At 44.6% G+C, this 24,387-nt stretch carries 17 protein-coding genes; 12 read left to right on the top strand and 5 right to left on the bottom strand.

The annotated features are described in order from the left end of the window. Nucleotides 1–17: 17 nt before the first annotated feature. The 3 genes from AC1DXC_RS25770 to AC1DXC_RS25760 all read left to right on the top strand — a co-directional run bounded on the left by AC1DXC_RS25770 (nt 18) and on the right by AC1DXC_RS25760 (nt 4,434). The gene (locus AC1DXC_RS25770; RefSeq protein WP_477462053.1) at nt 18–1,889 is read left to right on the top strand and encodes a RagB/SusD family nutrient uptake outer membrane protein; all 1,872 of its coding nucleotides are present in this window, start codon (nt 18–20) and stop codon (nt 1,887–1,889) included. Nucleotides 1,890–2,063: 174 nt separating this feature from the next. After that, nucleotides 2,064–3,236, top strand: coding sequence for an alginate lyase family protein (locus AC1DXC_RS25765; RefSeq protein ID WP_477462052.1), 1,173 nt, complete (start codon nt 2,064–2,066; stop codon nt 3,234–3,236). 76 nt (nt 3,237–3,312) lie between these two features. After that, complete coding sequence (locus tag AC1DXC_RS25760; RefSeq protein ID WP_477462051.1) at nt 3,313–4,434, top strand: chondroitinase-B domain-containing protein; 1,122 nt, start codon at nt 3,313–3,315, stop codon at nt 4,432–4,434. On the opposite strand, the gene AC1DXC_RS25755 is transcribed toward AC1DXC_RS25760, so the two are convergent. Both AC1DXC_RS25755 and AC1DXC_RS25750 read right to left on the bottom strand, forming a co-directional pair. After that, nucleotides 4,423–4,665 carry a hypothetical protein gene (locus tag AC1DXC_RS25755; RefSeq protein ID WP_477462050.1) on the bottom strand — a complete coding sequence of 81 codons (243 nt, stop codon included), beginning with the start codon at nt 4,663–4,665 and terminating at the stop codon, nt 4,423–4,425. The genes AC1DXC_RS25760 and AC1DXC_RS25755 overlap by 12 nt on opposite strands. A gap of 281 nt (nt 4,666–4,946) precedes the next feature. Further along, nucleotides 4,947–5,960: a LacI family DNA-binding transcriptional regulator gene (locus AC1DXC_RS25750; RefSeq protein WP_477462049.1), complete on the bottom strand. Its 1,014-nt coding sequence runs from the start codon at nt 5,958–5,960 to the stop codon at nt 4,947–4,949. Between the two features lie 329 nt (nt 5,961–6,289). Here AC1DXC_RS25750 and AC1DXC_RS25745 point away from each other — a divergent pair, with 329 nt between their 5' ends. The 3 genes from AC1DXC_RS25745 to fbp are packed head-to-tail and all read left to right on the top strand — an operon-like array spanning nt 6,290 to nt 8,965. Beyond that, nucleotides 6,290–7,759: a tagaturonate reductase gene (locus tag AC1DXC_RS25745; RefSeq protein WP_477462048.1), complete on the top strand. Its 1,470-nt coding sequence runs from the start codon at nt 6,290–6,292 to the stop codon at nt 7,757–7,759. Nucleotides 7,760–7,788: 29 nt separating this feature from the next. After that, entirely contained in the window at nt 7,789–7,929 is a 141-nt protein-coding gene (locus AC1DXC_RS25740) for a hypothetical protein (protein ID WP_477462047.1), read from the top strand. Further along, a complete protein-coding gene (gene fbp, locus AC1DXC_RS25735) occupies nt 7,916–8,965 on the top strand; it encodes a class 1 fructose-bisphosphatase (RefSeq protein WP_477462074.1) in 1,050 nt (349 codons plus the stop codon). The genes AC1DXC_RS25740 and fbp overlap by 14 nt, the downstream gene beginning before the upstream one ends. A gap of 353 nt (nt 8,966–9,318) precedes the next feature. Here the strand turns inward: fbp and AC1DXC_RS25730 are convergent, their stop codons facing one another. Together AC1DXC_RS25730 and AC1DXC_RS25725 are read right to left on the bottom strand one after the other, a co-directional pair. Next, entirely contained in the window at nt 9,319–10,521 is a 1,203-nt protein-coding gene (locus AC1DXC_RS25730; RefSeq protein WP_477462046.1) for a PepSY-associated TM helix domain-containing protein, read from the bottom strand. 6 nt (nt 10,522–10,527) lie between these two features. Then, complete coding sequence (locus AC1DXC_RS25725; RefSeq protein ID WP_477462045.1) at nt 10,528–12,978, bottom strand: TonB-dependent siderophore receptor; 2,451 nt, start codon at nt 12,976–12,978, stop codon at nt 10,528–10,530. A 616-nt stretch (nt 12,979–13,594) separates the two neighbouring features. On the opposite strand from AC1DXC_RS25725, the gene AC1DXC_RS25720 reads away from it, so the two are divergent. The 5 genes from AC1DXC_RS25720 (at nt 13,595) to AC1DXC_RS25700 (ending at nt 21,964) form a co-directional block, all read left to right on the top strand. After that, the gene (locus tag AC1DXC_RS25720) at nt 13,595–13,816 is read left to right on the top strand and encodes a hypothetical protein (protein ID WP_477462044.1); all 222 of its coding nucleotides are present in this window, start codon (nt 13,595–13,597) and stop codon (nt 13,814–13,816) included. Nucleotides 13,817–14,876: 1,060 nt separating this feature from the next. Then, on the top strand, nt 14,877–15,497 hold the full coding sequence (locus AC1DXC_RS25715) for a sigma-70 family RNA polymerase sigma factor (protein ID WP_477462043.1): 621 nt from the start codon (nt 14,877–14,879) through the stop codon (nt 15,495–15,497). Nucleotides 15,498–15,751: 254 nt separating this feature from the next. Further along, on the top strand, nt 15,752–16,726 hold the full coding sequence (locus AC1DXC_RS25710; RefSeq protein WP_477462042.1) for a FecR family protein: 975 nt from the start codon (nt 15,752–15,754) through the stop codon (nt 16,724–16,726). Between the two features lie 315 nt (nt 16,727–17,041). Further along, a complete protein-coding gene (locus tag AC1DXC_RS25705) occupies nt 17,042–20,323 on the top strand; it encodes a SusC/RagA family TonB-linked outer membrane protein (RefSeq protein ID WP_477462041.1) in 3,282 nt (1,093 codons plus the stop codon). A 36-nt stretch (nt 20,324–20,359) separates the two neighbouring features. Then, the gene (locus AC1DXC_RS25700; protein WP_477462040.1) at nt 20,360–21,964 is read left to right on the top strand and encodes a RagB/SusD family nutrient uptake outer membrane protein; all 1,605 of its coding nucleotides are present in this window, start codon (nt 20,360–20,362) and stop codon (nt 21,962–21,964) included. Nucleotides 21,965–21,977: 13 nt separating this feature from the next. On the opposite strand, the gene AC1DXC_RS25695 is transcribed toward AC1DXC_RS25700, so the two are convergent. After that, a complete protein-coding gene (locus tag AC1DXC_RS25695) occupies nt 21,978–22,274 on the bottom strand; it encodes a hypothetical protein (RefSeq protein ID WP_477462039.1) in 297 nt (98 codons plus the stop codon). 4 nt (nt 22,275–22,278) lie between these two features. On the opposite strand from AC1DXC_RS25695, the gene AC1DXC_RS25690 reads away from it, so the two are divergent. Next, the coding region (locus AC1DXC_RS25690) for a CRTAC1 family protein (RefSeq protein ID WP_477462038.1) at nt 22,279–24,387 on the top strand (2,109 nt) is incomplete at its 3' end.

Raw genomic sequence — 24,387 nt, 5'->3', positions numbered from 1 at the left:
ATCAAGAAATTTAGCACATGAAAAAGATAAATAAAAATATAATAGTCGGGTTGGTAATTACTGCTGTCTTTGCCGGCAGCGGTTGTACCAAAAGGAAAGACCTTTTCCCGGAGGCTCCATCCAAATATACGCCGGGCAACACCCTGGTTAGCCCGGGAGCGTTCAGATCTGCCTTGCTCAACTTAAACTTAAGTGTAAGGTTCGAATACTTTGGTGACTCGGCACCAATGTTGACGGAGTCGATTTTTACCGATGCCGCAGTTGAAGGGACTACCGACAAAACTACTCCCGCACAGGATCTTAACATCAGGATAACGCCTACCGCTAACTTAAACAGCGATGATTTTAACAAAATAGGCAGGTACTGGACCGTTTGGTGGCAAGGCGTGCACGATGCCAACGTAATCATAACCAGGATAAACGATATTCAATGGACGTCACAGGATGAAAAGGATAGAACCTTAGCGGCCGCCTATTTTCACAGGGCTTACAGGTATTACCGCCTGGTGCACGAGTTTGGAGATATCCCATTGCTTTTAAAGGAAGAGACAATTGTGAATACCTCGTTTGTAAGCACGCAGCGCATGGTAATCCTAAAAAAAATGAAGGACGACCTTGACTTCGCGGTAACCAAACTGGTAGACAATGGCAATAAAGGCGAGCCGTCAAAAGGCGCAGCAGCCCACCTGTTAACCAAAATAAACCTTGCACTGGGTTTATTTGATGAGGCTATAGCATCGGCAAACATTGCCATAAACGGCCCATACGCTTTAATGACCAATCGCTTTGGTGTAGTTGCCAGCGATGCTACTAAGAACGTAGTGTGGGACCTGCACCGGCCCGAGAATAAATCTATCGCCACCAACACCGAAGCATTGTATGTTGTTATAGACCGCGAAACTTTAGACGGCGCTACGGTAAACGGATCGCAGGTAATGCGTAACTGCGTACCGATGTGGCATAATGGTACCATTTTAACCCCGGGTGCGTTAAAGCCGGGTATTTCGGATAAAATTACAGAGGAGTTCCCGCTTACGCTTTGGTATGGCCGTGGTATTGGGCGTTTACGCGGCACACCATATGCTACTAAATACATTTGGACCGATAACACCGACCTGCGCCACGCAAAAGGTATGTGGATGGATATGACCGACCTGGTTTACAACCAACCCGGGCTTAAAACAACAGATGCTGCGTGGTATGGCAAAAACCTGGAACAATACACCGCCGCAAACGTAAATCAACGCTTTTTGAATGGCGCAAAAGATACCATTCGCGCCTGGTTTGGCTGGCCGCATTATAAAGTGTTCATCGGGTCGGGTAAAACAGCTGCTGATAAATGGTGGTCGCCGCCGCGCGGTACCAATACCGACTGGTACGTGTTCCGTTTAGCAGAAACTTACTTACTGCGGGCCGAAGCGTACTGGTGGAAAGGCCAAACAGCGCTTGCCATGGCCGATATAAACAAAGTAAGGGCTCGTGCCAAGGCGGAGCTGTTAGTAGACGACAGCAAGGTAAACATAGGCACTATCCTGGATGAGCGCCAAAGGGAACTTTACTGGGAGGAGCCGCGTAAAACCGAGTTAACCCGCATCGCTTACATTTTTGCGCAAACCGGTAAAGCGGCTTACAATGGTAAAACCTATAGCGTGGCCAGTTTCTCTACCAATAACTTCTTTTACGACAGGATAATGGAGAAGAACGACTTCTATAAAAACCCGAATGTAATAACAAACTCGGGCAACCACTTTACCATTTCGCCATACCACGTGTTGTGGCCTATACCACAGGCTGATATCGACTTGAACATTAACGGGCATATCAACCAAAATAAAGGCTATTCGGGATCGGAGAATAATATCCCTCCTTTGGATAAGATAGTTCAATAATATACGATATGCGGCTATATGTTTCGTACAAGCGCATAACCGCATAATATTTTGGTTTTATTTGAATAACCAGGCCCTGTATTTTATGGGCTTGGTTATTAATATTTATAATGTTTAGATATATTCGGCAAGGGTGTGATACGCTTTAGCCGGTAAGCTTTTTTTAGATTGCGCATGATGAAAAAAGGCGGGCTTTATATTTTTTTGGCTGGCACCCTGATGCTTTGCGGCTTTACCACTGCCGGCGTATCGGTAAAGGATGTAGAAGCTACCCTGCGCCCCTATATTTTAAAAGAGGCTGCGTGGGCACTTAGCCAACAGCCAATAACCGTAACCACTGAAACAAGCCCGCGTAGCGTAGGCGGTAAGCACGATTTTTATTCGGAAGGAGATTATTGGTGGCCGGATGCCGCCAATCTTAACGGCCCATATGTACAAAAAGATGGGCTAAGCAACCCGCAGAATTTTACCGCGCACCGGCTGGCCATGATACGGTTTAGCCGTATTGTGGGTGCCTTGGCATCGGCATACAAAATAACGCGCAATGATAATTACGTAAAACAAGCTCTGTTGCATATCCGCGCTTGGTTTGCCAACTCGGAGACGCTAATGAACCCCAACCTGCAGTATGCACAAGCCATAAAAGGCGTGGCTACAGGGCGCGGCATCGGTATCATCGATGCCATCCAACTGATGGAAGTAGTACAGGGGATCATCGCTATGGAAAACTCCGCAGCGATGAATAAACAAACCCTTATTGCAACAAAGGCTTGGTTTACCCAATACCTCAACTGGCTCACCACGCACCAATACGGCAAGGACGAGATGAACGCAGAAAACAATCACGGCACCTGTTGGGTAATGCAGGTGGCATGTTTTGCCAGGTTTACGGGCAACAACAGCCTGCTTGCTTTCTGCAAAGCACGTTATAAGGAAGTATTATTGCCCAGCCAAATGGCTGCTGATGGCAGTTTCCCGCTGGAATTAAAACGTACCAAACCCTACGGCTATTCTATTTTCAATTTGGATGCTATGGCGGCAATTTGCAGCATCCTGAGCACGCCGGACGATAATTTATGGGATTATGAAACCCCTGATGGCCGGTCGATAAAACGAGGGATGGAGTTTTTATATCCTTATTTAAAAGAAAAACCCCGGTGGCCCTATCCGCGCGATGTAATGTATTGGGATAATTGGCCGGTGGCTGCGCCTTCGTTAATATTTGGTGCGATGGCTTTCCAAAACGAAGATTGGCTTACTACCTGGCAAAAACTCGATCATGATCCGCAGGAACCTGAAGTAATAAGAAACCTGCCCGTAAGGCACCCATTGATATGGTTAAATTAAATACACAATGAAATATTGGATATTAACGATTAGCTGCCTATTGGCATTTCAACTAAGTTTTAGCAAAGTATATAAGGTGAAAACTGCTGAAGGGTTTATGCAGGCAGCAGGTGGCCTTATGCCAGGCGATGAAATTGTAATTGCAAACGGCAGCTACACCGGCTGGGCCGTTACCCTGAGCAAAAGCGGCACCGAAAAGAAACCGATTGTTATCCGTGCAGATGTGGCGGGCAAAGTGGTATTTGCCGGCGAAGTGCGCCAATCCATATTTAAAATTACAGGCAATTATGTGCAAATAAAAGGGCTGAGCTTTGAGGGATGCAGCTTGTTTAAAGAAAAGGGTGCCGATGTGGTATTGATACAGATGGATGCCACCAATTACAGCCGCCTTACTGATTGTACTTTTACAAAAAATACGGTAGATGCGCAGTTTATGCCTATTGTGGTGCTCTCGGGCAATGGCGGGCATAATCGGGTGGATAATTGCAGCTTCAGCAGCAATGTTAACAATATGGAGGTGCAGGTAAGGGTAGGCGCCAACGAGGTGCCGCTTTACACCCTGGTAGACCATAATATTTTTATGGACAAAGACAGCGTAACCTGGAAAGCCTACAATGGAGGCGAATGCGTACAAATAGGACAGGACCCTATCCTGTTGGGTAACCGCTACGCTTATACCACCGTGCGCGATAACCGTTTTATCCGCTGCGACGGCGAGCCCGAGGTGATAAGCAACAAAGCATCGGGCAACAAATACATTAACAACTACTTTGAAGACTGCCACGGTGAGCTGGTTATGCGCGGCGGGCACGAATGCATTGTTGACAGCAATACTTTTGCGGGCAGTACCGGCGGCGTAAGGGTTAATGGCACTGCGCATATCATCAGCAATAATTCGTTCGGTAATTTGCCTGTTGCTATCAGGCTAATGTATGGCATGGCGAAAGGAAAGATAGATACCGGTTTCTATATCACCGCAAGCGATTGCATTGTTAAAAATAACCGCATCAGCCATTGCAACACCGGCATTGTAATAGGCGGCGGTAAAAATGCCGACTGGACCGGCAAGTTCGATACCAAACGCTACCCATCGCGCACTATGCAGGATATAGCCCCATTTAATAACGAGTTTATTAACAACTCCATTACCGATACGCGCGTACCAACGCTTACTGGCGATTCAAAATCAACACAGTAAAGTGTTGGGTGAAGTTTTCAACGCAGTTAAACGCCGCTTGGCGTTTTGGTGGTAATGAGCAACGATACAGGCAACGCAGAGTTTACGCATTTGAACAAACTGATGGCCAAGTTTGGCATCCAGTTCAACCAAAATATTATAAATCGCGTACAGTGCTGCAATTTTGAACAGGGTATAATTACCATAGGTACCGGGAACAAAATTTTTAAGAATACGAAGGTTGTTTAACATTAAGGAGTTAAGTACGCTAACGATAACACCGCCGGCAAAGCCTGCAAAAAGACGCCGATATAATAGTTGGCGTTGCCAAATATGGCAAAGGAGCCGTTCTGGCTGTGGGCGATCCCTGGTTTTATAACGAATATACCGATGGCCGGAAACTGCCGCCGCAATACGAGAATTTTAAAGCTGCTAACGATTTTTTGGCCTGGTTAGTTAAGCAAATACCGCGGGTCGTTTCCGCAGGAAAGAAATAGCGACTTGCGCCATTGGGCATTGCAATACCCCGGCATTTATCGGCGGGCTATTAGTTGGGCTTCCAGTTTTTCGGTGATGAAATCCTCTACGGGCCATTTGCTTTCAATGGTTTTGATGAGCAGTTCGGTGGCTTTTTGCCCTATTTGGAAAGCGGGCTGGCGAATAACAGATACCGGCGCATCAAATAGGTCTATCACGTCGGAATTTGTAAAGCCGGCTATAACAATGTCTTCGGGTATTTTTTTTCCGAGTTTTTTCAATATCGATACGCAACTGATGGTCAGCTTATCGCCGCCTATAAAAATGGCGTCCGGCCGGTCATCCATATCCAAAAGGGATTTGATGGCCATTTCGATTTCATCTTTTACAAGGCCGCCATGTGCGCAGTTTTTTAAATAGGCATTGTTGAATGTTACGCCCTGCTTTTGAAGCGCGGCTTCAAAGCCATCGAAACGCTCTCGCGTTATGGATAGGTTGTTGGAGTTGGTAAGGTGCGCTATTTTTTTTGAGCCCGAATTCAGTAGCATCTCAGTAGCATCAAACGATGCTTTAAAGTTATCGGCAACAACCTTGTGTGTGTTAATGTCGGCAGCTACACGGTCGAAAAATACGATAGGGAAACCTTTGTCGTGCAAGTATTTATAATGGGCGGTATCGGTAGTTTGCGCAGATAAGGATATCAGCAAGCCATCGACATGGCGCGATAGCAAGTGCCTTACGTTTACGGCCTCGCGCTCGAATGATTCGTGCGTTTGCGTAATAATAACATGGTAGCCCAGGTTGCATGCAATAGATTCGATGCCGTTTATGGCTTGCGAAAAATAGTCGTTGGCAACTTCGCACACCACCACGCCTATCGATCGGCTTTTATTGTCTTTAAGGCTCAGGGCGATGGGGTTTGGCCGGTAGTTTACTTTTTCGGCGTACTCCAGCACCATTTTTTTGGTTTCGGCACCAATTTCATAACTGTCTTTCAATGCCCTGGATACCGTGGAGGTAGACAGGCCCAAAGCCAGGGCGATATCTTTAGGCGTGTACGATTCAAACATAATTGGCGGCCGTATTACGCAAAATACGGTTAAGTTTATAGAGTATCAAATATGCGATTATTAATTTATTATAGCGTGGTTACGGAGGGAATTGACGGGTATTTTACCTTAAAAACTATGCAATCGTTCCCGAAAACGTTTGCATAGTTTTTATTGCTTAAATGCTTTATTTTTAATGTGAAAGATGCTAACCTTGTTTGGCTGGCGCAATGATTTGGCTATTTTCCAGGCCTTGGCCAGCAATTATAAACGCGAAATATTTTACCGGTTTACGCCCCGCAGATGATAACGCGGGGGTGCCAAAACCATAATACCTTAACTGACAGTAAATGATTTTATCCCGATACAACCTCCAAAGAATTGACGCACCCGGGCTTGAGCTGCCGGGAGCAGAGTTATTTGAGCTGCCCGAAAAGGTGCTTCAATTTGGCACCGGGGTATTGTTAAGGGGCCTGCCCGATTATTACATAGATAAAGCTAACCGTGCCGGTATTTTTAATGGCCGCGTAGTGGTGGTAAAATCTACAGGCACGGGCAATGTGGATGATTTTGACAAGCAGGATAATTTGTACACTATCTATTCGAGAGGCTTGATGAACGGCCAGGAGGTGTGCGAGCAGATAATTTCATCGGCCATAAGCAGAGTACTTTCTGCCAGCAATCAATGGGATGAAATATTAGAGTTTGCTAAAAGTCCCGATTTGCGGGTAATCATATCAAACACCACCGAAGTTGGCATTAAGCTGGTGAACGAAGATATATTCAGCCATCCGCCGGCATCGTATCCCAGTAAATTGGTGGCCCTGTTGTATGCGCGTTACAACTCATTCAAGGGTAGTGCCGATAGCGGCCTGGTGGTCGTACCCACCGAACTTATTGCCGACAACGCTAAAAAACTACAAGCAATCGTATTGGAACTTGCCCATCTAAACAAACTGGAGCCCGCTTTTTTAGACTGGCTGGAGGACCATAATCATTTTTGCAACTCATTGGTGGATAGGATAGTGCCGGGTGGTTTAGACAGGGCTGCGGCAACCGAAGCTGATACCCGCAATGGCTACACCGATAAACTTGCCATAACAACCGAAACCTACAGTTTGTGGGCCATTGAAGGTGATGACGAAATAAAAGCCAAATTATCGTTTGCGCTTGCGGATGACGGCGTTGTTATTACGCCCGATATAGAACTTTTTCGTGAGCTTAAATTGCGTTTGCTTAACGGTACCCATACCTTAAGCTGCGCGTACGCTTATATTTCTGGTTTTAAGACGGTTAATGAAGCCCTAACAGATGAGCAATTTGCCGGTTTTGTTACGCAATTGATGTTTGATGAAATAGCCCCGGCCATTCCATACCGGGTGGATAAAGCGAGTGCAACAGATTTTGGCAAGCGCGTGCTGGATAGGTTCCGTAACCCCTACATCCGGCACGAATGGCTGAGCATTTCGGTACAATACACCACCAAGCTAAAAATGCGGGTGGTGCCGCTATTGCTGAATTATTATAAAATCTTCGATGCTGTGCCCCATTGCATGGCGCTAAGCATTGCGGCGTTCATCCGTTTCATGCGGGTAAAGTGCGGCCCGGATGGGCGATACGTAGGCAGCATCAACAACACCAGGTACGAGGTCACTGATAATCATGCCGTATATTTTGCATCAGTTTGGGAAAATACGGACAGCGGCCAGGTAATAGAACAAATTTTAAAAAATGAAGACTTATGGGATACCCGACTGGATATTTTGCCGGGCTTTACTTCAGCGGTAATTGAACAGTTTAACTTGTTGAATAAGGATTAAGACACGTACCAGTGACCGTAATTTAAGTAATGAAACATAAAGCAATAAAAATACATCCGCATGATAAAGTGCTGGTTGCGCTTGTTGATTTGCAGGCAGGTGAGCGGGTTAGCCACAATGGTCATGATTTCACAGTTAAAAAGCAACGCAGCGGGTATGTCGGTAATTAAAACATTGGGGCAATTCATCATTGAAAGGCAAAGGGATTTCCCCTTTGCAAAAGGGGAACTATCCAGGCTTCTGCGCGATTTGGGAATCGCGGCGAAAATAGTGAACCGTGCAATAAACAAAGCCGGCCTGGCCGATATTTTGGGCGAAGCAGGTACATTTAATGTGCAGGGCGAAAGCCAGAAAAAGCTGGATATCTACGCCAATGAACAATTCATCGCCGCATTAACAAGCGGGGGCGAGTGCTGCATCATAGTTTCGGAAGAGAATGACGAGAAAATTATCATCGAATCGGAAATATCAAAGGATGCTAAATATATAGTGGCCATCGACCCATTAGACGGTTCCTCCAACATCGATGTAAATGTGGGCGTGGGTACCATTTTTTCTATTTACCGGCGCAAATCAACCCAGGGTAAAACCACTACCGAAGATGTATTGCAAAAGGGCGATGAGCAGGTGGCAGCGGGATATATCATTTATGGGTCATCTACCATGCTGGTGTACACTACCGGCAAAGGTGTAAACGGCTTTACGCTGGAACCGTCCATTGGCGAATTTTGCCTTTCGCACCCCAACCTCACTATTCCTAAAAACGGCACCATTTATTCGATAAACGAAGGGTATTACACGCATTTCCCCGATGGCGTAAAAAAGTATATCAAGTATTGCCAGGTAGAAGATGCACCAACTAATCGGCCTTACACTTCAAGGTATACATGCTCCATGGTGGCCGATATCCATCGAAGCATTATAAAAGGGGGTATATTCATTTATCCCAGTACGGCGCAATCGCGCACGGGCAAACTCCGTTTGGTTTACGAATGTAACCCCATGGCGTTTATCATTGAACAGGCCGGCGGGCTTGCTACCAATGGCCATGACCGTATTTTGCAACTCGAAGTGATCGAATTGCACCAGCGTTCTCCCATTTTTATAGGGTCCGGAGATATGGTAAAAAAGGCGATGGAATTTATGAGCGCCTTTTCACCGCAGAGTATGAAAACAACCTTTGAAGGAGCCGATAAGGTACAATAATTTGGAGAAAAGGATTATTGCTCTAAACCAATCGCGACGGTTGTAAAGGCAACTACCACCGACATGGCTTCGCTGGTGAGGGCTTTCAGCGATGCTTACGGCGTGTTCAGGCCTACACAACCCCGGTCCGCGGAGAAAAGAAAGTCTTATACCCGGCAGGAGATCATCCAGGGAAAAACCTGATCTGGACTTGTGAAGAAGCCGGCATTTCACACCTGTTATTCAGTCCCGTTTCTATTGGATTTATGAAGTAATTCAGCAATCCATTTGCATTTTTCCCCTATTGTAGCACAGTTTTTAAGCCGATGTATTCGCTTATAAAGAGTTACTTAGGATAAGTATATTCCCAAATCCTAAACTTTCACCTGAACAAAGTTTTTGGAAGAACGGGGCAATTTGACATTTCGGTTCTTCTTCTTCTTCTTACCCCACCATATTAAAAAGCCCGTTATTGGTAAGGATGCACAGATAAAGCTCGCTATAAAAGCAAGGATTTGCGTAGGTAAGCCATAAATTCGACCAGTGTGGATGTCTTTATTGGAATTACGCCACTTCAGGCCGAGTGGCTTTTGGGAGTGTATCAATTCATCAAAAAGCTTGCCTGTACGGCTGTCATAGTAGTAATAGCTCATATTACGCCACCCATCGGTCCGATTTTTCAGGTAAACGTATGTCATTATTACTTTTTCTTTCTTTTCGGGCAAATTGAACCCTATAACGCGGTAGTTCCCTTTGACCTGCTGTTGCATATCATAAAAGATCTGATCCAAATGGTCTGCCGTTGTATCCGGGGTAGTAATTAAAGGAGCTTTACGGGCAAGCTCTACCTTCTTGGCAGAGCCAAACAAATTATAAAGCCCCTTTTCCCACCATTTAAATGACCAGGTTAAACCCGTAATAGCTATTATTATAGCTATGGGTAACACGTAAAAGCCAAAACTATTATGCACGTCATAATTTACCCGTTTAAACTTTGCATTCCACCTTACACGGATGTTTTGTTTCAGTTGCCGGTAGTTTTTGGGCAGCCAAAGCATAAAACCGGTAATCAGCATCAACAAAAATAAAAGCACACAGGCACCAACCACCACACTGCCGACAGGCTTTACCAGAAGTAACTGGCGGTGCAATTGCTCAACCAAGTTAAAAAATTCATAACGGCTATCAATAACCCCTAAAATCTGCCCTGTATATTGGTTTATATAAATATCGTCTTTATACTTAAACTGACTGAAGTAGCTTAGGGTAATATTTTCACGCTTGTTAACCTTAAAATTAGAAAATACGTAGCTATCCTGTTCTTCGCCAATTTTAATGGAGGTAATAGGTCTTGTTTTACCCTCAACCTTTTGGGCAATAGCCAGTAATTCAGAAACCGGTTTTGGGGGACCGGTTCTGTTTACTTCGACTAAATTTTTGTGGAAAAGGGCAAATAATTCCTCGTCAAACACCTGTATGCAACCCGTAACGGATACAATTACAACAATAATACCGGTAAACAGGCCTACCCACAGGTGCAGCCATGCGGCTACAGCTTTAATTTTTTTCCAGACCATCTCAGATTAAAATGAATAGGACATTGTCAACAAATAATTTCTTGGCGTACCCGGGAAAAGTCTGATATAATCGTAACCACCAACCCAGTATTTTTTACCTGTAATATTGTTAGCATTAAACTGCAATTGCATCTTACCAATGGTATAAAACAAGGCAGCATCAACTAAGGTGTAATTTGGTATGCTTTGCGCAAGGTTGATTGAAAGGGAGCGCTTGTCGACATAATTAGCGCCAAGGCCCAGCCCTAATCCGGACAAAGGCCCGCGTGCCACGTTATAGCGTGTCCAGATGTTTGCCATATGATGTGGAGCATTGGGTTTTTGCATACCCACTTCTGCAGGGATAGTGCTATCAGTAATTTTTGCGTCGTTATAAGCATATGATGCCAGTACACTCCAATTCAAAGAGATCCGGCCTGTCACATCAAATTCGATACCTCTTGAGCGCTCTTTACCTACCTGCCTTAGCAGGTCCGGCTGACCGGCAACATTGGCATTATAAAGCGTGTTGCTCTGCTCAATCTGGTAAGCTGATGTAGTTACAGATAACCTGTCATTAAACCAGCTGCTTTTCGCTCCTACCTCTATCATATTACTTTTAACCGGATCAAATGGTCCACCTGCATTTGGGTTTGATAAGGTGGCCGCTGTTTGCGGGTTGTAACCCATTACGTAGGTGCTATAAATATTAATGTTTTTTGTAGCGGTGTAAACCAAGCCAAAACGAGGCAACCATGCGCTGGAGTGTGTTTTGGCTTCGGTAGTTGTTTTGTAGTTGGCAAAATCAGTGTAGTACTCATAACGTACACCAACCAGCGCCTGGAAATCACCCAGCTTAAGCTGATCCTGTACATACCCCGCATTTAAATAGTAATAAGCAGGGGCTAAGGTAGTGGGCGCAAAAAATGCTTTACTATCATCCTGCAAACGTTGCGAGTTAATAGAGTTGTTCAGGTCAAACGATGGCACATTTGGTACAGGGTTCCCCTTGGTATCGCGTAAGTATTTTAAACTATCTTTAGCCACATAATTGGCAATAGTACCCGTATTTGCAGCATTACGATATCCTGATGCGGTAAGCTGGGATGCGCCGACAGGTGTTTTCTCGCTGCCGTAATCATACCCTGCTACAACTTTGTGTTCAATAGCACCGGTTTTGCCTGTATAATTAAAATAGCCGCTGAAGTTGTCAATATAGCGTTTACGTTTACGGGCAAATATCTGCATAGCTACCAGGTTAGGGATATCTGCCGCCAGTTTGTCTTTGGCATATACGTTTGCGCCACGGTGTTCATACAAATCCTCCTGGTACCCGGTTTTGGAGTAGGCGGCGTTAAAGCTGAAATGATCGTTAAAGTTGTGGTTAATTGATAAGGTAACGATGTATGTTTGTTCATTCAGGAAATCATTCCCTGCTGATAAGGCTAACGTTTGCGGCGTAGAATAAAGGTCATTGCCGATAACGGATTGTCCTCTGTCTAAGCGGCTTTTCGAATTATTATAAACCATATCAAAATTGATATGTGTTTTGGGTGAGGCAATAAAGGTTAGCGATGGTGCCACGATCACGTTCTTATCAAATTGCAGGTCACGGAAGGAATTGGCATCCTCATAACCTAAATTTAAGCGATAAAGTAGCGTACTGTCTTTATTGGCCGGCCCCGTAAAATCTGCAAGGCCCCTGAAAGTGTTAAAGCTCCCTAATGAAACACTGATAGATTTGCGAGTTTCGTTTAATGGTTTCTTGGTTACCCTGTTCACCACACCGCCCGGGCTGGCATTACCATATAATGCAGATGACGGGCCTTTTAACACCTCCACACGCTCCAGGTAATTGGTGAGCGGCTGCTTCCAGAAACCCGTGCTCGACCGTAGACCATTCACCAATTGGGTATTGCTTTGTCCGTTCACCCTAAAACCACGAATAGTTAAATCATCATAAAAGGAAAATTGTGATACGCCACTAAAGTTTTTTACCACGTCCCCAACACGTACCGCGCCTTGATCAGCCATGAGCTCTTTACTGGCGTAGGAAACGGATTGCGGCAGGTCTTTGATATCTGTTTCGGTTTTATTGCCGATAAAAGTAGATTTCGCTTTATAGGTTTTTTCCTTGCGTCCTGTAATTTCTACTGCCTGTAAGGAATTGCCGCCAATGGTTAGTACGAGATTTACATTTGTGGTGCGACTGGCTACAACCTCAATTTTTTTACTGATCTTTTGATAACCTAAATAACTTGAATGGATGGTGTATTGGCCTGGTTGAACTTGCGATAACGTAAAATTGCCATTGGCATCTGCAGCTGCACTGATGGCTGAGGGTTCGAGCCATACTGTTGCATGGGCGAGCGGCTCATTACTGTCGCCTTTTATAGTACCGTTTATAGTGCTTGTGGGCGACTGCGCCATTAAAAAACTGGAAATAAACAATGATGTTATAAGTAACGGGATTTTCATATTCTAAATTTTTGGCTAATTTAGAATAAATCTAAATAAAAATAAGACTTTTTTTACTTTTAGCTAAACGCCTGTAAACCTATTCTCTCCGTGCGGTTTCCATAGGTTCGATTGACCGGCAGCTTTCCCAAAAATATTTTTTTTATGCTAAGTTAGAGCGACTCCTGATCCGTCAAGGATATATAAATCCCGGCATACTCCGGGCTCCCGACAGCTCATTCCTCCAGCTTTATTCCGGCATGAAAAATTAATTTTATGGAAAGGCTTATTTTAAACCTTCAATCGAAAAATCAAATTACGCTTCAGCCACGAGAACCACCTGGTCGGGTACGAACCGGGCATATTAAGCCAAATACTGGACGCAGTAGAACAGGGCGATACTGATCTGTTAAGTTGGTTTAATCAGTTTGGCGATTCGTTTAGGAGTATCATCATGAATGTATATGCTTACAGGAAAGGTCTGGAGAGTCAGCAGTTTGTTCCATTCCGGGCGTTTGAAGTTTTTTGCTGAATAGTCTTCGCGGTAAATAGCTGAAGTAGTTAACCATGCATTTGAGGATGAGTTGATAAATATAACCTTGCACCCGGAGTTGGTGAACTTTTCAAAATGATAGTAATGGAAGAATTCGGTTCTACCAACAGGGGTGATTTGGATAAAAGAAAAGAGCTGGCTGTCAAAATTGAAGAGCAAGAATTGATACTTTCAGCAGCAAGGAAAAAACGTGTTACCGAAGAGATTGACGATGATGATTTCAGGAAAATTAAAGCGGAATGCAATGAAGAATTAAGAAAGCTTGAATCGAAGCTTGAAGAAATGCCGACACGTTCAGGGAATTAAAATCAATCGAGCGCTTACTGGACATAGTAGTAGACCGCTTTTTCAATATTCTGCAACACTATAAGGATCAGTCCGTTGCAAGAAGGCGTATATTAATAAGTTCGATGTACCCTAAAAAACTGTGTTTTGACGGAAAGCAACATCGAATTATTTTTCCGAGTGAATCGCTTTAGATTACCTTGCTGATTAACAGTGAATTACGAGCAAAAAAAGAGGGAAAAGTTGTCTTTTTACAACCCTTCCCCTCAAGTAGCCCGTAGGGAAATATTTATCTCCTTTTAGCAATCTTATAATCAATGACTTATAACGGCTCCGTTTCGCACTCAGCGCTTTGCTCACCAGCGTTCGAACGCGTTGTAAATGCGGTATGAAGGTAAGCATTTCGTATTATGAGCCAAAAATTTGCGGTGGTTATTTTGTTTATCAATCAAAGCGGTAGCGCGCTTTTTAAACTCGTATCATTTATCTCTTTTGGGTGACCGCCCAATTATCTGGATATATTAAAGGTCTCGAAAAGGTCACCTATTTAATATCATTTATTGAACGTTTTGATGGGTTTTTATAAGGGAAAGCCCTTTATTCAATTTTCTTAAGGAGTTTATTGAATCGTTTGATAGATAAAACCGGACGAGAGGGAGGGAACAAACGCCATGCGCTTGTCTGCTCTAGATCAGCTATTTATAATCTAAGCTTATGTTGGGTCACCGGATAGGTCACCAACCTAATTATTCTATTTATCGCTAATGCTTATAAAGCGAATATAGCGGTTTGTGCGACAAAAATCAAGACTCGCAATTTACCCTTCTTCTCGGTGGCGTATTGTACTTTAAGGCCCCAAGGCCTCAGTGAAAGCATAAATGGGTTCGTAGAGAGTTTTCTCTTTTGATAATGAGTGTGTATTATACAATTATTTTTTATTTTGGATCGTAATTTAAAAATTACATTTAGATTAGTGGAATAAAACCAACACGGCATACCGTGCAATTATAAACTTTTTTCCCTGTTCAAAATGATTCTTCAGATAAGCAATCATTTACAGACTGTTTAGCATTTTTTTTAAATGACAAGCATTAAGACGCAGAGTTTTCTTACAGCTAAATTGGAACAACCAACCGATGATGAATTGTTAGGACAAATACGCTGTGGATGCGAGCATTCATTTAATGCGCTTTTTTCGAAGTATTGGGAAAAAGCGTATTCAGATGCTTTTAAACGTCTAAAAGATGCCGACCTTGCGAAGGACGTTGTTCAGGAAGTATTTATGCATATTTGGGAAAAGCGCGAAACGCTGCATATCCTGAATCTGCCCGCCTACCTCCATGTCGCTGTTAGAAACAAGGTGTTTAAACAGGTAGAGAAGCAAACATTACACAACCCTTTTTTTGATGCGCTGGAAAATATCCCTTCTAAACATTCCAATGCGGATGAAAACCTGCTATGGAAGGAGTTTTTTGATTCTTACGAAATGTTGGTGAAAAGCCTTCCGGCCAGCCGTCAAACCATTTTTCGCCTGCATTACCAGGAGGATTTAAGCACAAAAGCAATAGCAGCAGAGTTGGGTATTTCGCGGAAGACCGTTCAAAATCAGTTAGGGAAGGTAATGAAGAAGTTAAAGGTATCTTTGCTGCCTTTACTGCCAATGCTTCTGTTTTTTTTAGAAATTGGAGTCGATACCGTTTAGTTAAGCCGTTCCCCAAAATATGCCATAGGTGAACAGACCTATAGCTAATCTATTACCCCATATAGGCATGCTTTCCGGCCAATTGTTATACCTGTGGCACAATTCCTTCTTATTTTTTTGCTGGCGGCCAGTTGCACTATGGGGTGGTTCTTGCATAAATTGCATTGAAAACGGAATAAGAAAAATTTAAAAAAGCGATGGGACTTTATTGCTTTTTGGGGTCATGCATATAACCAATTGCTCAAACTGTTTAAATGGAAAAAAAATACTTTCTCGAATTGCTGGCGAAGCACCGTAAAGGATTAGCAACTGCGGAGGAAAAACAGTTTTTAATAAAATTCTATGATGCTTTTGAGTCCGAAACGGATGTAATAGGCCTGATGGGCGCTGATGAGAAGCAAAAGTTAAAACAGGATATTCAAAACGCATTATGGGGTAAGATTCTGCGACAACCGGAAAAAAACGTGGTAGCACTAAAACCCTGGTATTTGCGCAAGGTTGCGGCGGCGGTGTTTCTGATGGTTTGTGCTGCCAGTATATGGTACCTTTCCGCTAACCGGCATCCACAGGGTAAAGTTGTAGGACAAGCAAAAAAACTGCAACCGGCCAATATTTACGTGGTGTTAAAGGATGGCAGCACGGTAATTTTGAGTCACGGCAGTAAACTTACTTACGCACCAGATTTTGCGAAACGCGAGGTATTCCTTTCCGGGCAAGCTTACTTTGATATTGAACACGATTCATCCCGGCCGTTTGTGGTACATACCGGTAATGTTTTTACCACTGTTTTGGGTACTGCTTTTAATATTAAAGCGCTACCCGGCGAAAAAGTTATTACAGTAACCGTAACCAGGGGCAAGGTAAAAGTAAGTGATGAGCGTAAACTGATAGGTGTAATTGTGCCAAATCAGCAAATTATTTACAACACGAGTGTTGCAAGCGCAACCAAAACCCATATAACAGCGGCTGTTTTTACCGACTGGACAACCAAAAGCAACCTTTATTTAGAAGATGTTACTGTTGCCGAAGCCGCCAGATTGTTTGAGGAGCGGTTTAAAGTGAAGATTGTATTTGGTGATGATAGTATTAAAAATAAACACTTTACTACTTCTTTTGATAACGGGGTGAGCCTCGACAAGGCCTTGATAAGCATCTGTGCTTTTAACGATGCCACATATAGCTATGATAAAGAACGCACACTTATAACCATAAACTCAAAAACCAATTAATTAAACCCTCAACTATGAAGAAAATTTATCTAAACAATCCGTGCAGTTTTATTCTTAAGAGCGCCTCAACAACTCTTTAGGATAAAAAAACCCGCAGAATAGTTCCCCAGGGGAAGCGTATTCCGCGGGCGTGTTTGGCCGTCGACTGCAATCGATTGCTGAACATGTGTTTTAAATTTTTAAAATCAAACCAGACATTAATCACTTAAAACGAACTAAATTATGAATTTTTCTACAATTTATGTGCACCTGCGGCATTTTGTCCAGTTTGTGCTCAGGTTGTGCTTGCCACCCAATCCCAATTTTAAATTAATTATGAGAACAGGGATAGTTACCGTATTTGTGTTCATCACCTCAATTCCAGTTTTTTCGGCCACCACTGCCAAGAGCCAGGTGGTTGAGCAGGTTGAAGTCAATATCTCGCTCAAAAACGAATCGCTGGTGAAGGCCTTCCGCAAAATTGAAGCGCAAAGCCCGTTTCATTTTATGTATCGCAATGAAGACGTTAAGGGCATTCGCAATTTAGAGGTGCCCGCCGGAACCCAGTCGGTAGCAACGTTACTGAAAACCGTGCTTGCAAACACTTCGCTTAATTTTCAGCAAATAGACAACCAGATATTAATAACCCGGGCAGGTACGGAGAGTGTCACAGGCCAAAATCCGCCGGGCAGCATTACCGGAGGGTTTAAGCAGGTAGCAACCGGCAGTATCAAAGGTATCGTTACCGACTCAAAAGGTAACACCCTGCCCGGCGTAACTGTTAGCTTAACCGGAACAGCGTCGCTGGCTAAAGTTACCGATGTTACTGGTGCTTACAGTTTTTCTAACTTACCCGTGGGTAACTATACCATCAGCTTTACGTTTATAGGGTTCACTACCCTGTCTAAACCTGTTGTACTGGCTGATGGGCTTGTGGCAACTGTAAATGCCGTACTTACCGAAAGTACCAGCAGCCTTGATGAGGTTGTTGTAGTAGGGTACGGTACACAAAAGAAAAGAGAGGTAACCAGCGCTATAACTACCGTAAATGCCGAACAGTTCAATAAAGGTAACATCAGCGATGTTGCTCAGTTGCTGCAGGGTAAAGTACCCGGTTTGTCTATTGCACGCCCGGGTGGGGATCCAAATGGTGGCTTCGCTATCCGCTTAAGGGGGTTATCAACCCTTGGCGCAAATACACAGCCGCTTGTTGTATTAGATGGGCAGGTAGGTGCGGATATTAACACGGTTGACCCTAATGATATCAAAAGCATAGACGTATTGAAAGATGGTTCTGCCGCTGCGATTTATGGGACACGCGGATCTGCGGGCGTAATTATCATCACCACCAAGTCGGGCAAAAAGGGCGCATCTAAATTCACCTATAACGTTTCCGGAACCAGCGAGACACCAGCAAAATTTACACAGCACATGAATGCTGCGGAATTTAAAGCACTTGGTAAAGGAACGGATTTTGGATCAAATACCGACTGGAACAAAGAGATCACCCGTACTGCTTATTCTCAGGTGCATAATCTGGGTTTCTCCGGCGGAGATGAACGCACTACGTACAATGCTTCGTTTAACTATCGTAATACCCAGGGTGTTGCTATAACCACAGGCTTCCAGCAGCTTAACGGACGTTTAAATTTAATGCATAAAGCGCTGAATGATAAATTGGTTTTCAATTTAAACATCAACACAACAAGCCGCAACTCGCAGTTTGGGTTTTCCGATGCGTTTAAGTATGCCACCATTTTTAACCCAACAGCACCGGTTCATTCAAAAGATCCGCTTTATGACCTTACCGGTGGCGGCTACTTCGAATCGAACTTTGTTGATTATTCTAACCCGGTTGCGATGCTGAAACAGAACACCAACGAAGCAACCAACAAGAAATTCAATATAGGTGGCACAATAAGCTATGAAATATTGAAGAACCTGAAATTTTCAACACAGTTTTACAAGCAAACTACCAGCAATTACCGCTCCATGTATTCGCCAACTGATGCCTTTATTTCAAGGGGGTTCCCTTTGGGCAGCGGCTTTGGGCGGTCGGGCATTTCCGCCAAGTATGACGATGAAGTGGAGAACATTTTGTACGAGAATACCTTATCGTACGATAAGTCGATTAGAAAATTCGAGCTTTCGGCCATCGCCGGGTATTCTTATCAGGACTTTAAGTACACTGGTTTTGATGCCCAGGGCGGTAACTTTGTAACCGATGCGTCGGGCCAGAATTTTGCTGCAGCGCTTGATTTTAAGAACGGTATAGGCGTAGTAGAAAGCTATAAAAATGGAAACAAGCTTATCTCTTTCTTCGGTCGTGTAAAAGTAAATTACGACAACATTGCGTTCCTTTCTGCCAGTTTAAGGCGTGATGGTTCTACCGAGTTTGGTGAGAACAACAAATGGGGGCTATTCCCGGCTGTAAGCGCTGGTTTGGATATCAGTAAGATGGTTGATATATCTTTTGTTACCAACTTAAAATTAAGAGGTAGCTATGGTGTTACCGGTGCATTGCCACCATTCCCTTACCTATCATTAACCACGCTAAGTAACAGCGGTGGTACTTATTACGGCGGCGGCGGTAATTACTTTAGCACCTATGCCGGTACACGTAACCCTAACCCCAACCTGAAATGGGAGAAAAAAGCGGAAACAGATATAGGTTTGGATTTCACATTATTCAACAGCAGGCTAACCGGTTCGATAGATTATTTCAACCGTAAAACAAACGACTTGATCTTTAACGTAACCGTGCCATCTCCGCCGGCTTTGTTTAACAATACCTGGTTAAACATTGGCGAACTAAGCAACTCCGGTGTCGAAGTGGCCTTGAGTTATGAAGCAATACGGGGGAAAGACTTTACCTGGACAGTAGGTGGAAACGTTTCCAGCTACCATGTAGTGTTAACAAAACTTATCGACGCGCTGAAAGGCTCGTACGTGGGTGCAACTAACCTGGGTACTCCGGGGCAGGAGGCAACACAACTAACCCGCGCAGTTGCAGGCCAACCCATTGGTTTGTTGTATGGGCCTAAATATGTTGGCGTTGATGCAAATGGGGTGTACCAATACGATGACGGTAAAGGCGGCACAATCGGCTTAGCCGATGCTCCGCGCCAGATCATTGGTAACGGTTTGCCTAAATACGAGTTTGGTATCACTAATAACTTTAAATATAAACAGTTCGATCTGGGTTTCTTTCTGCGCTCTTCTATCGGCCACCAGCTGATTAACACCTTCCGCGCGTTTTACGAAAACCCTAACGTGGCAACCAGTTACAACATCGTAAACACTAAATTCTTTAACCCCAAGGTAACCGACGGTGCAGCGTACAGCAGCTATGACGTAGAGAAGGCTTCGTTCCTGAAACTGGATAACGCTACGTTTGGTTATACCTTCCAAATCGGAAAGTCGAGCAAACCAGGGATGATCAGCAGCTTAAGGGCTTTCGTTTCGGGCCAAAACTTGTTTACAATTACCAACTATACCGGTGTTGATCCGGAGGTAAGGTATGCCGATAACAACAACGTACTGGCACCAGGTATCGATAGGAGGGAGACCTGGGTTTACACCCGGTCGTTCACCCTCGGCGTAAACATTGGCTTTTAATAATATTAAGTTTTTAATTTAAAATATTAGCGAATTATGAAACATACATCATTAACTAAATATTGGGTTCTTGCCGTCTTGTTTGTTGCCGCATCGTGCACGAAACTTGATGAGAAAGCACTGCTTTACGACCAGGTTACCGAAGCAGACTTTTACAAAACCGATAAGCAATTAGCTTCTGCCGTAGGAGCTGCATATTCTACTATATACGGCTATAATGGCGCATTTTTTAATTTGAATGAGGTTACCACCGATGAAGTAGTGGTACCTACACGCGGGGCCGACTGGGGCGACGGCGGCCACTGGGTGCGTTTAAAAACGCACAAAACCAACAGTACCGATTCGCAGCCCGCCAACGGCTGGAACTTCGGTTTCGGCGGTGTAACAACCTGTAACAAGTTACTGGCTGCGCTTGCCGTAAGTAAATCACCAACGGCGGTTACCTATGTTGCCGAATTGAAAGCGCTGCGCGCCATTTACTATTACTGGCTGCTGGACCTTTTTGGCAATGTGCCCATCACGACCGATTTTTCTGAAACCGCTCCACCGGCCACCAAACCCCGTGCAGAAGTGTATGCTTTTATTGAAAAAGAATTGCTTGAGAACGTAGATAAATTGCCAAAGATTGGTACCGGCGATGGCCCGTATTATGGCCGTGTTACTTACTACGTGGTACAGGCTACCCTTGCTAAATTGTATCTGAACGCGCAAACTTACACAGGCACGCCTCAGTATGACAAGGCTTTGGCAGCTTGCGACATCATTATCAACTCCGGAAAGTATCAACTGATGAACAATTATGCGGACATCTTCTCCCGCAATAACATTGGGTCTACCGAATCTATCTGGGCTATCCCATTTGATGGCGTAAAAGCAGGAGGTTTTAACCTGAATATGGAAACCTTGCACCTGCAAAGCCAAAACACTTACCAGATGAACAATCAACCCTGGAACGGTTTTGCCTCCGTACAGGAATTCTACCAGTCGTATATCGATCCGGCACAAAACCCGGGCCCACAAGGTACTGTTGTGGGTTTAGATCCAAAAGGAACGCCAACAACCGGTACACTGGATAAAAGGATGCTGAACAACTTTATTGTTGGCCCGCAGTTTCAGGCTGACGGTGTTACGCCGTTAACGGATGGTGGCGCTGATAAAACCGATCCGGATGGTGAGCCTATCACATTAACACCTTATGTGAACGAGCTGCAGCCCAATGCCTGGAGGCAAGCAGGTGCCCGCATTGGTAAATGGCAGTTTTACAAAGGCATGTTAACCAGTTTGGATAACGATTTGGCTATTTACCGTTATGCCGATATCCTGCTAATGAAAGCCGAACTGCTTGCCCGCAAAAGCGGTAACTGGAACGATCCTATTACATTAGCTCTCGTAAATCAGATACGCACCGTGCATGGCGGGGTTTCACCTTTGCCGAGTTTAACTGCAGAAACATTCCTGGCCGAACGCGGCCGAGAAATGTTTGCCGAAAGCTACCGCAGGCAGGACATGCTGCGCTTTGGAACGTACAATAGCAAATACCGTTTCCACGATGCAGACGCAAGCACAAATGTTAATATTTTCCCGATACCGGAGCCGCAGATAAATGCAAATCCAAACCTGAAACAAAACCCTGGTTATTAAAGTGATAATATAGTTAAAATTGGTAATTGGTTCTACGGAAAGCAGATGATTTATTATTTGCTTTCCGTTGTTTTAGGCATGGCAGTGTTTGACGGCGATAGCTGCCTTTATAGGTATTAAGAAGATAACACGGCATTGCTGAGGGAATAGGATACATGATAGACGGTGTTTTAAAATATTGTTCGAGGTACATTTCCCCTTTACTACTGAGGTTGTTTGTACGCCGTAGTGAACGCACAGGCATTGCTGCGATCTTGCTTTCAGCAATATGTTTAATAGGTTGTAATAATACACCGCCGGTAACGGCCATTAAATTGTTTTCTGAGTTGCCCGCAACGGGTACCGGAATTTTGTTTGCCAACAATGTAGCCTACACCGAACAGCTGAATGTTTATACTTACCGCAATTTTTATAACGGAGGCGGCGTAGCCATTGGCGATATGAATAACGATGGATTGCCCGATGTTTTCTTCTGCGGCAACCAGCAATCTAACAGGCTGTACATAAACGGCGGCAATTTTAAATTTACCGATGTAACTGTTAAAGCCGGCCTGTCTTCGGCGGGGGTTTGGTCTACCGGCGTTACCCTGGCCGATGTTAACGGTGATGGCTGGCTGGACATTTATGTTTGTAAATCCGGAGATTTTTCCGGTAAAAATCGCAGCAATCAGCTATTCATCAATAACGGTAACCTAACCTTTACCGAAAAGGCTGCTGAATATGGTCTTAATAATAAAGGGTTGTGTACCCACGCTGTTTTCTTTGACTATGATAAAGACGGCGATTTGGATTGCTACTTGCTCAACAACTCATTCCGTTCGGTAGGGAACTACGATCTGATAAAAGATCAGCGCAATATTCCAGATCCGCTTGGCGGGAACAAATTATACCGCAATGATAACGGGCACTTTACCGATGTTACACAGCAAACCGGCATTTATAGTAGTAAAATTGGGTTTGGCCTGGGCGTAACTATTGCTGATGTAAATAACGATGGCTGGGACGATATCTACGTATCAAACGATTTTTTCGAGCGCGATTATTTATATATCAATAACCGGAATGGTACATTTAAAGAATGCCTTCCAGATATGATCAGGGAATTAAGCCTCAACTCCATGGGCGCAGATATTGCTGATATCAACAACGATGGCCTTCCGGATATTTACGTTACCGATATGCTGCCTGAACCGGAGCGTAGATTAAAGACCAAAACCGCGTTTGAGAGTTGGGATAAATACCAGTCCGATTTGGATAACGGTTACTACCAGCAATTCCTGCGTAATGTATTGCAATTGAACAGGGGAACTGCGCCGGGCAGTACGCACCAGGTTCATTTCAGCGAGATCAGCCGTCTTGCGGTCGTGCAAGCTACCGACTGGAGCTGGGGGGCGCTGATTACCGATATGGATAACGATGGGTTTAAAGATATTTTTGTGAGCAACGGCATTTTTAAGGACCTTACCGATCAGGATTATATCCAGTTTATGGCCAACCCCGTGGAGGTGCGCCGGATGATGGGCCGCGAAAAAGAGGCGATTAAAAAGCTGATAGACCTGATGCCTTCGGAGGCAGTACCGAACTATGCTTACCATAACAACGGGAACCTTACGTTCAGCAACAAGGCAGCGGATTGGGGGCTTGATCAACCGGGGTTCTCCAATGGCTCTGCTTACGGCGATTTGGACAACGACGGGGCGCTAGACCTGGTTGTGAACAACGTGAACATGCCGGCGTTTGTGTACCGCAACAATAGTCGCAAGCTCCACCCGGAGAACAAATACCTCAAGGTAGTGCTCCAGGGCGAAGGGAAGAACCGCTTTGGTACCGGCAGCCATGTAACGGTTTATTACAACCATACACTAAGCTACCAGGAGCAAATGCCCGCACGCGGTTTTGAATCCAGTGTGGACAACCGGCTCAACTTCGGGCTTGGGAAAACCAACCTGATCGATTCAGTACTGGTGAAATGGCCCGATGGAAAACAAAAACTGCTGAAAAGTGTACAGCCCAACCAAACGATAACGATAAAGCAAAGCGAATCGGCACTGCCGTTAAAAACGAAAGCAGCACCGGCACCAAAGCCGCTGTTCAGCCAAAGCGCAGACAATTACGGCATCGGTTTTAAGCATACGGAGAACGAATACGTGGACTTCGACCGGGAGAAGCTCATCTTCCAGATGCACTCTACCGACGGCCCCCGGATGGCGGCAGGCGACGTGAACGGTGATAAACTGCAGGACTTTTACATCTGCGGCGCAGCTGGGCAGCCTGGTGCGCTGTACATCCAAACAAGGGATGGGCGGTTCAAAAAGAGCAACGAAGCACTGCTGGAGAAAGACAAAGGGAGCGAAGATACCGACTGCCTGTTCTTTGATGCCGACGGCGACGGAGACCAGGACCTTTATGTTTGCAGCGGCGGG

The sequence above is a fragment of the Mucilaginibacter sp. P2_D11 genome (assembly GCF_056404435.1).
This window is presented reverse-complemented; position numbering and strand designations above follow the sequence as displayed.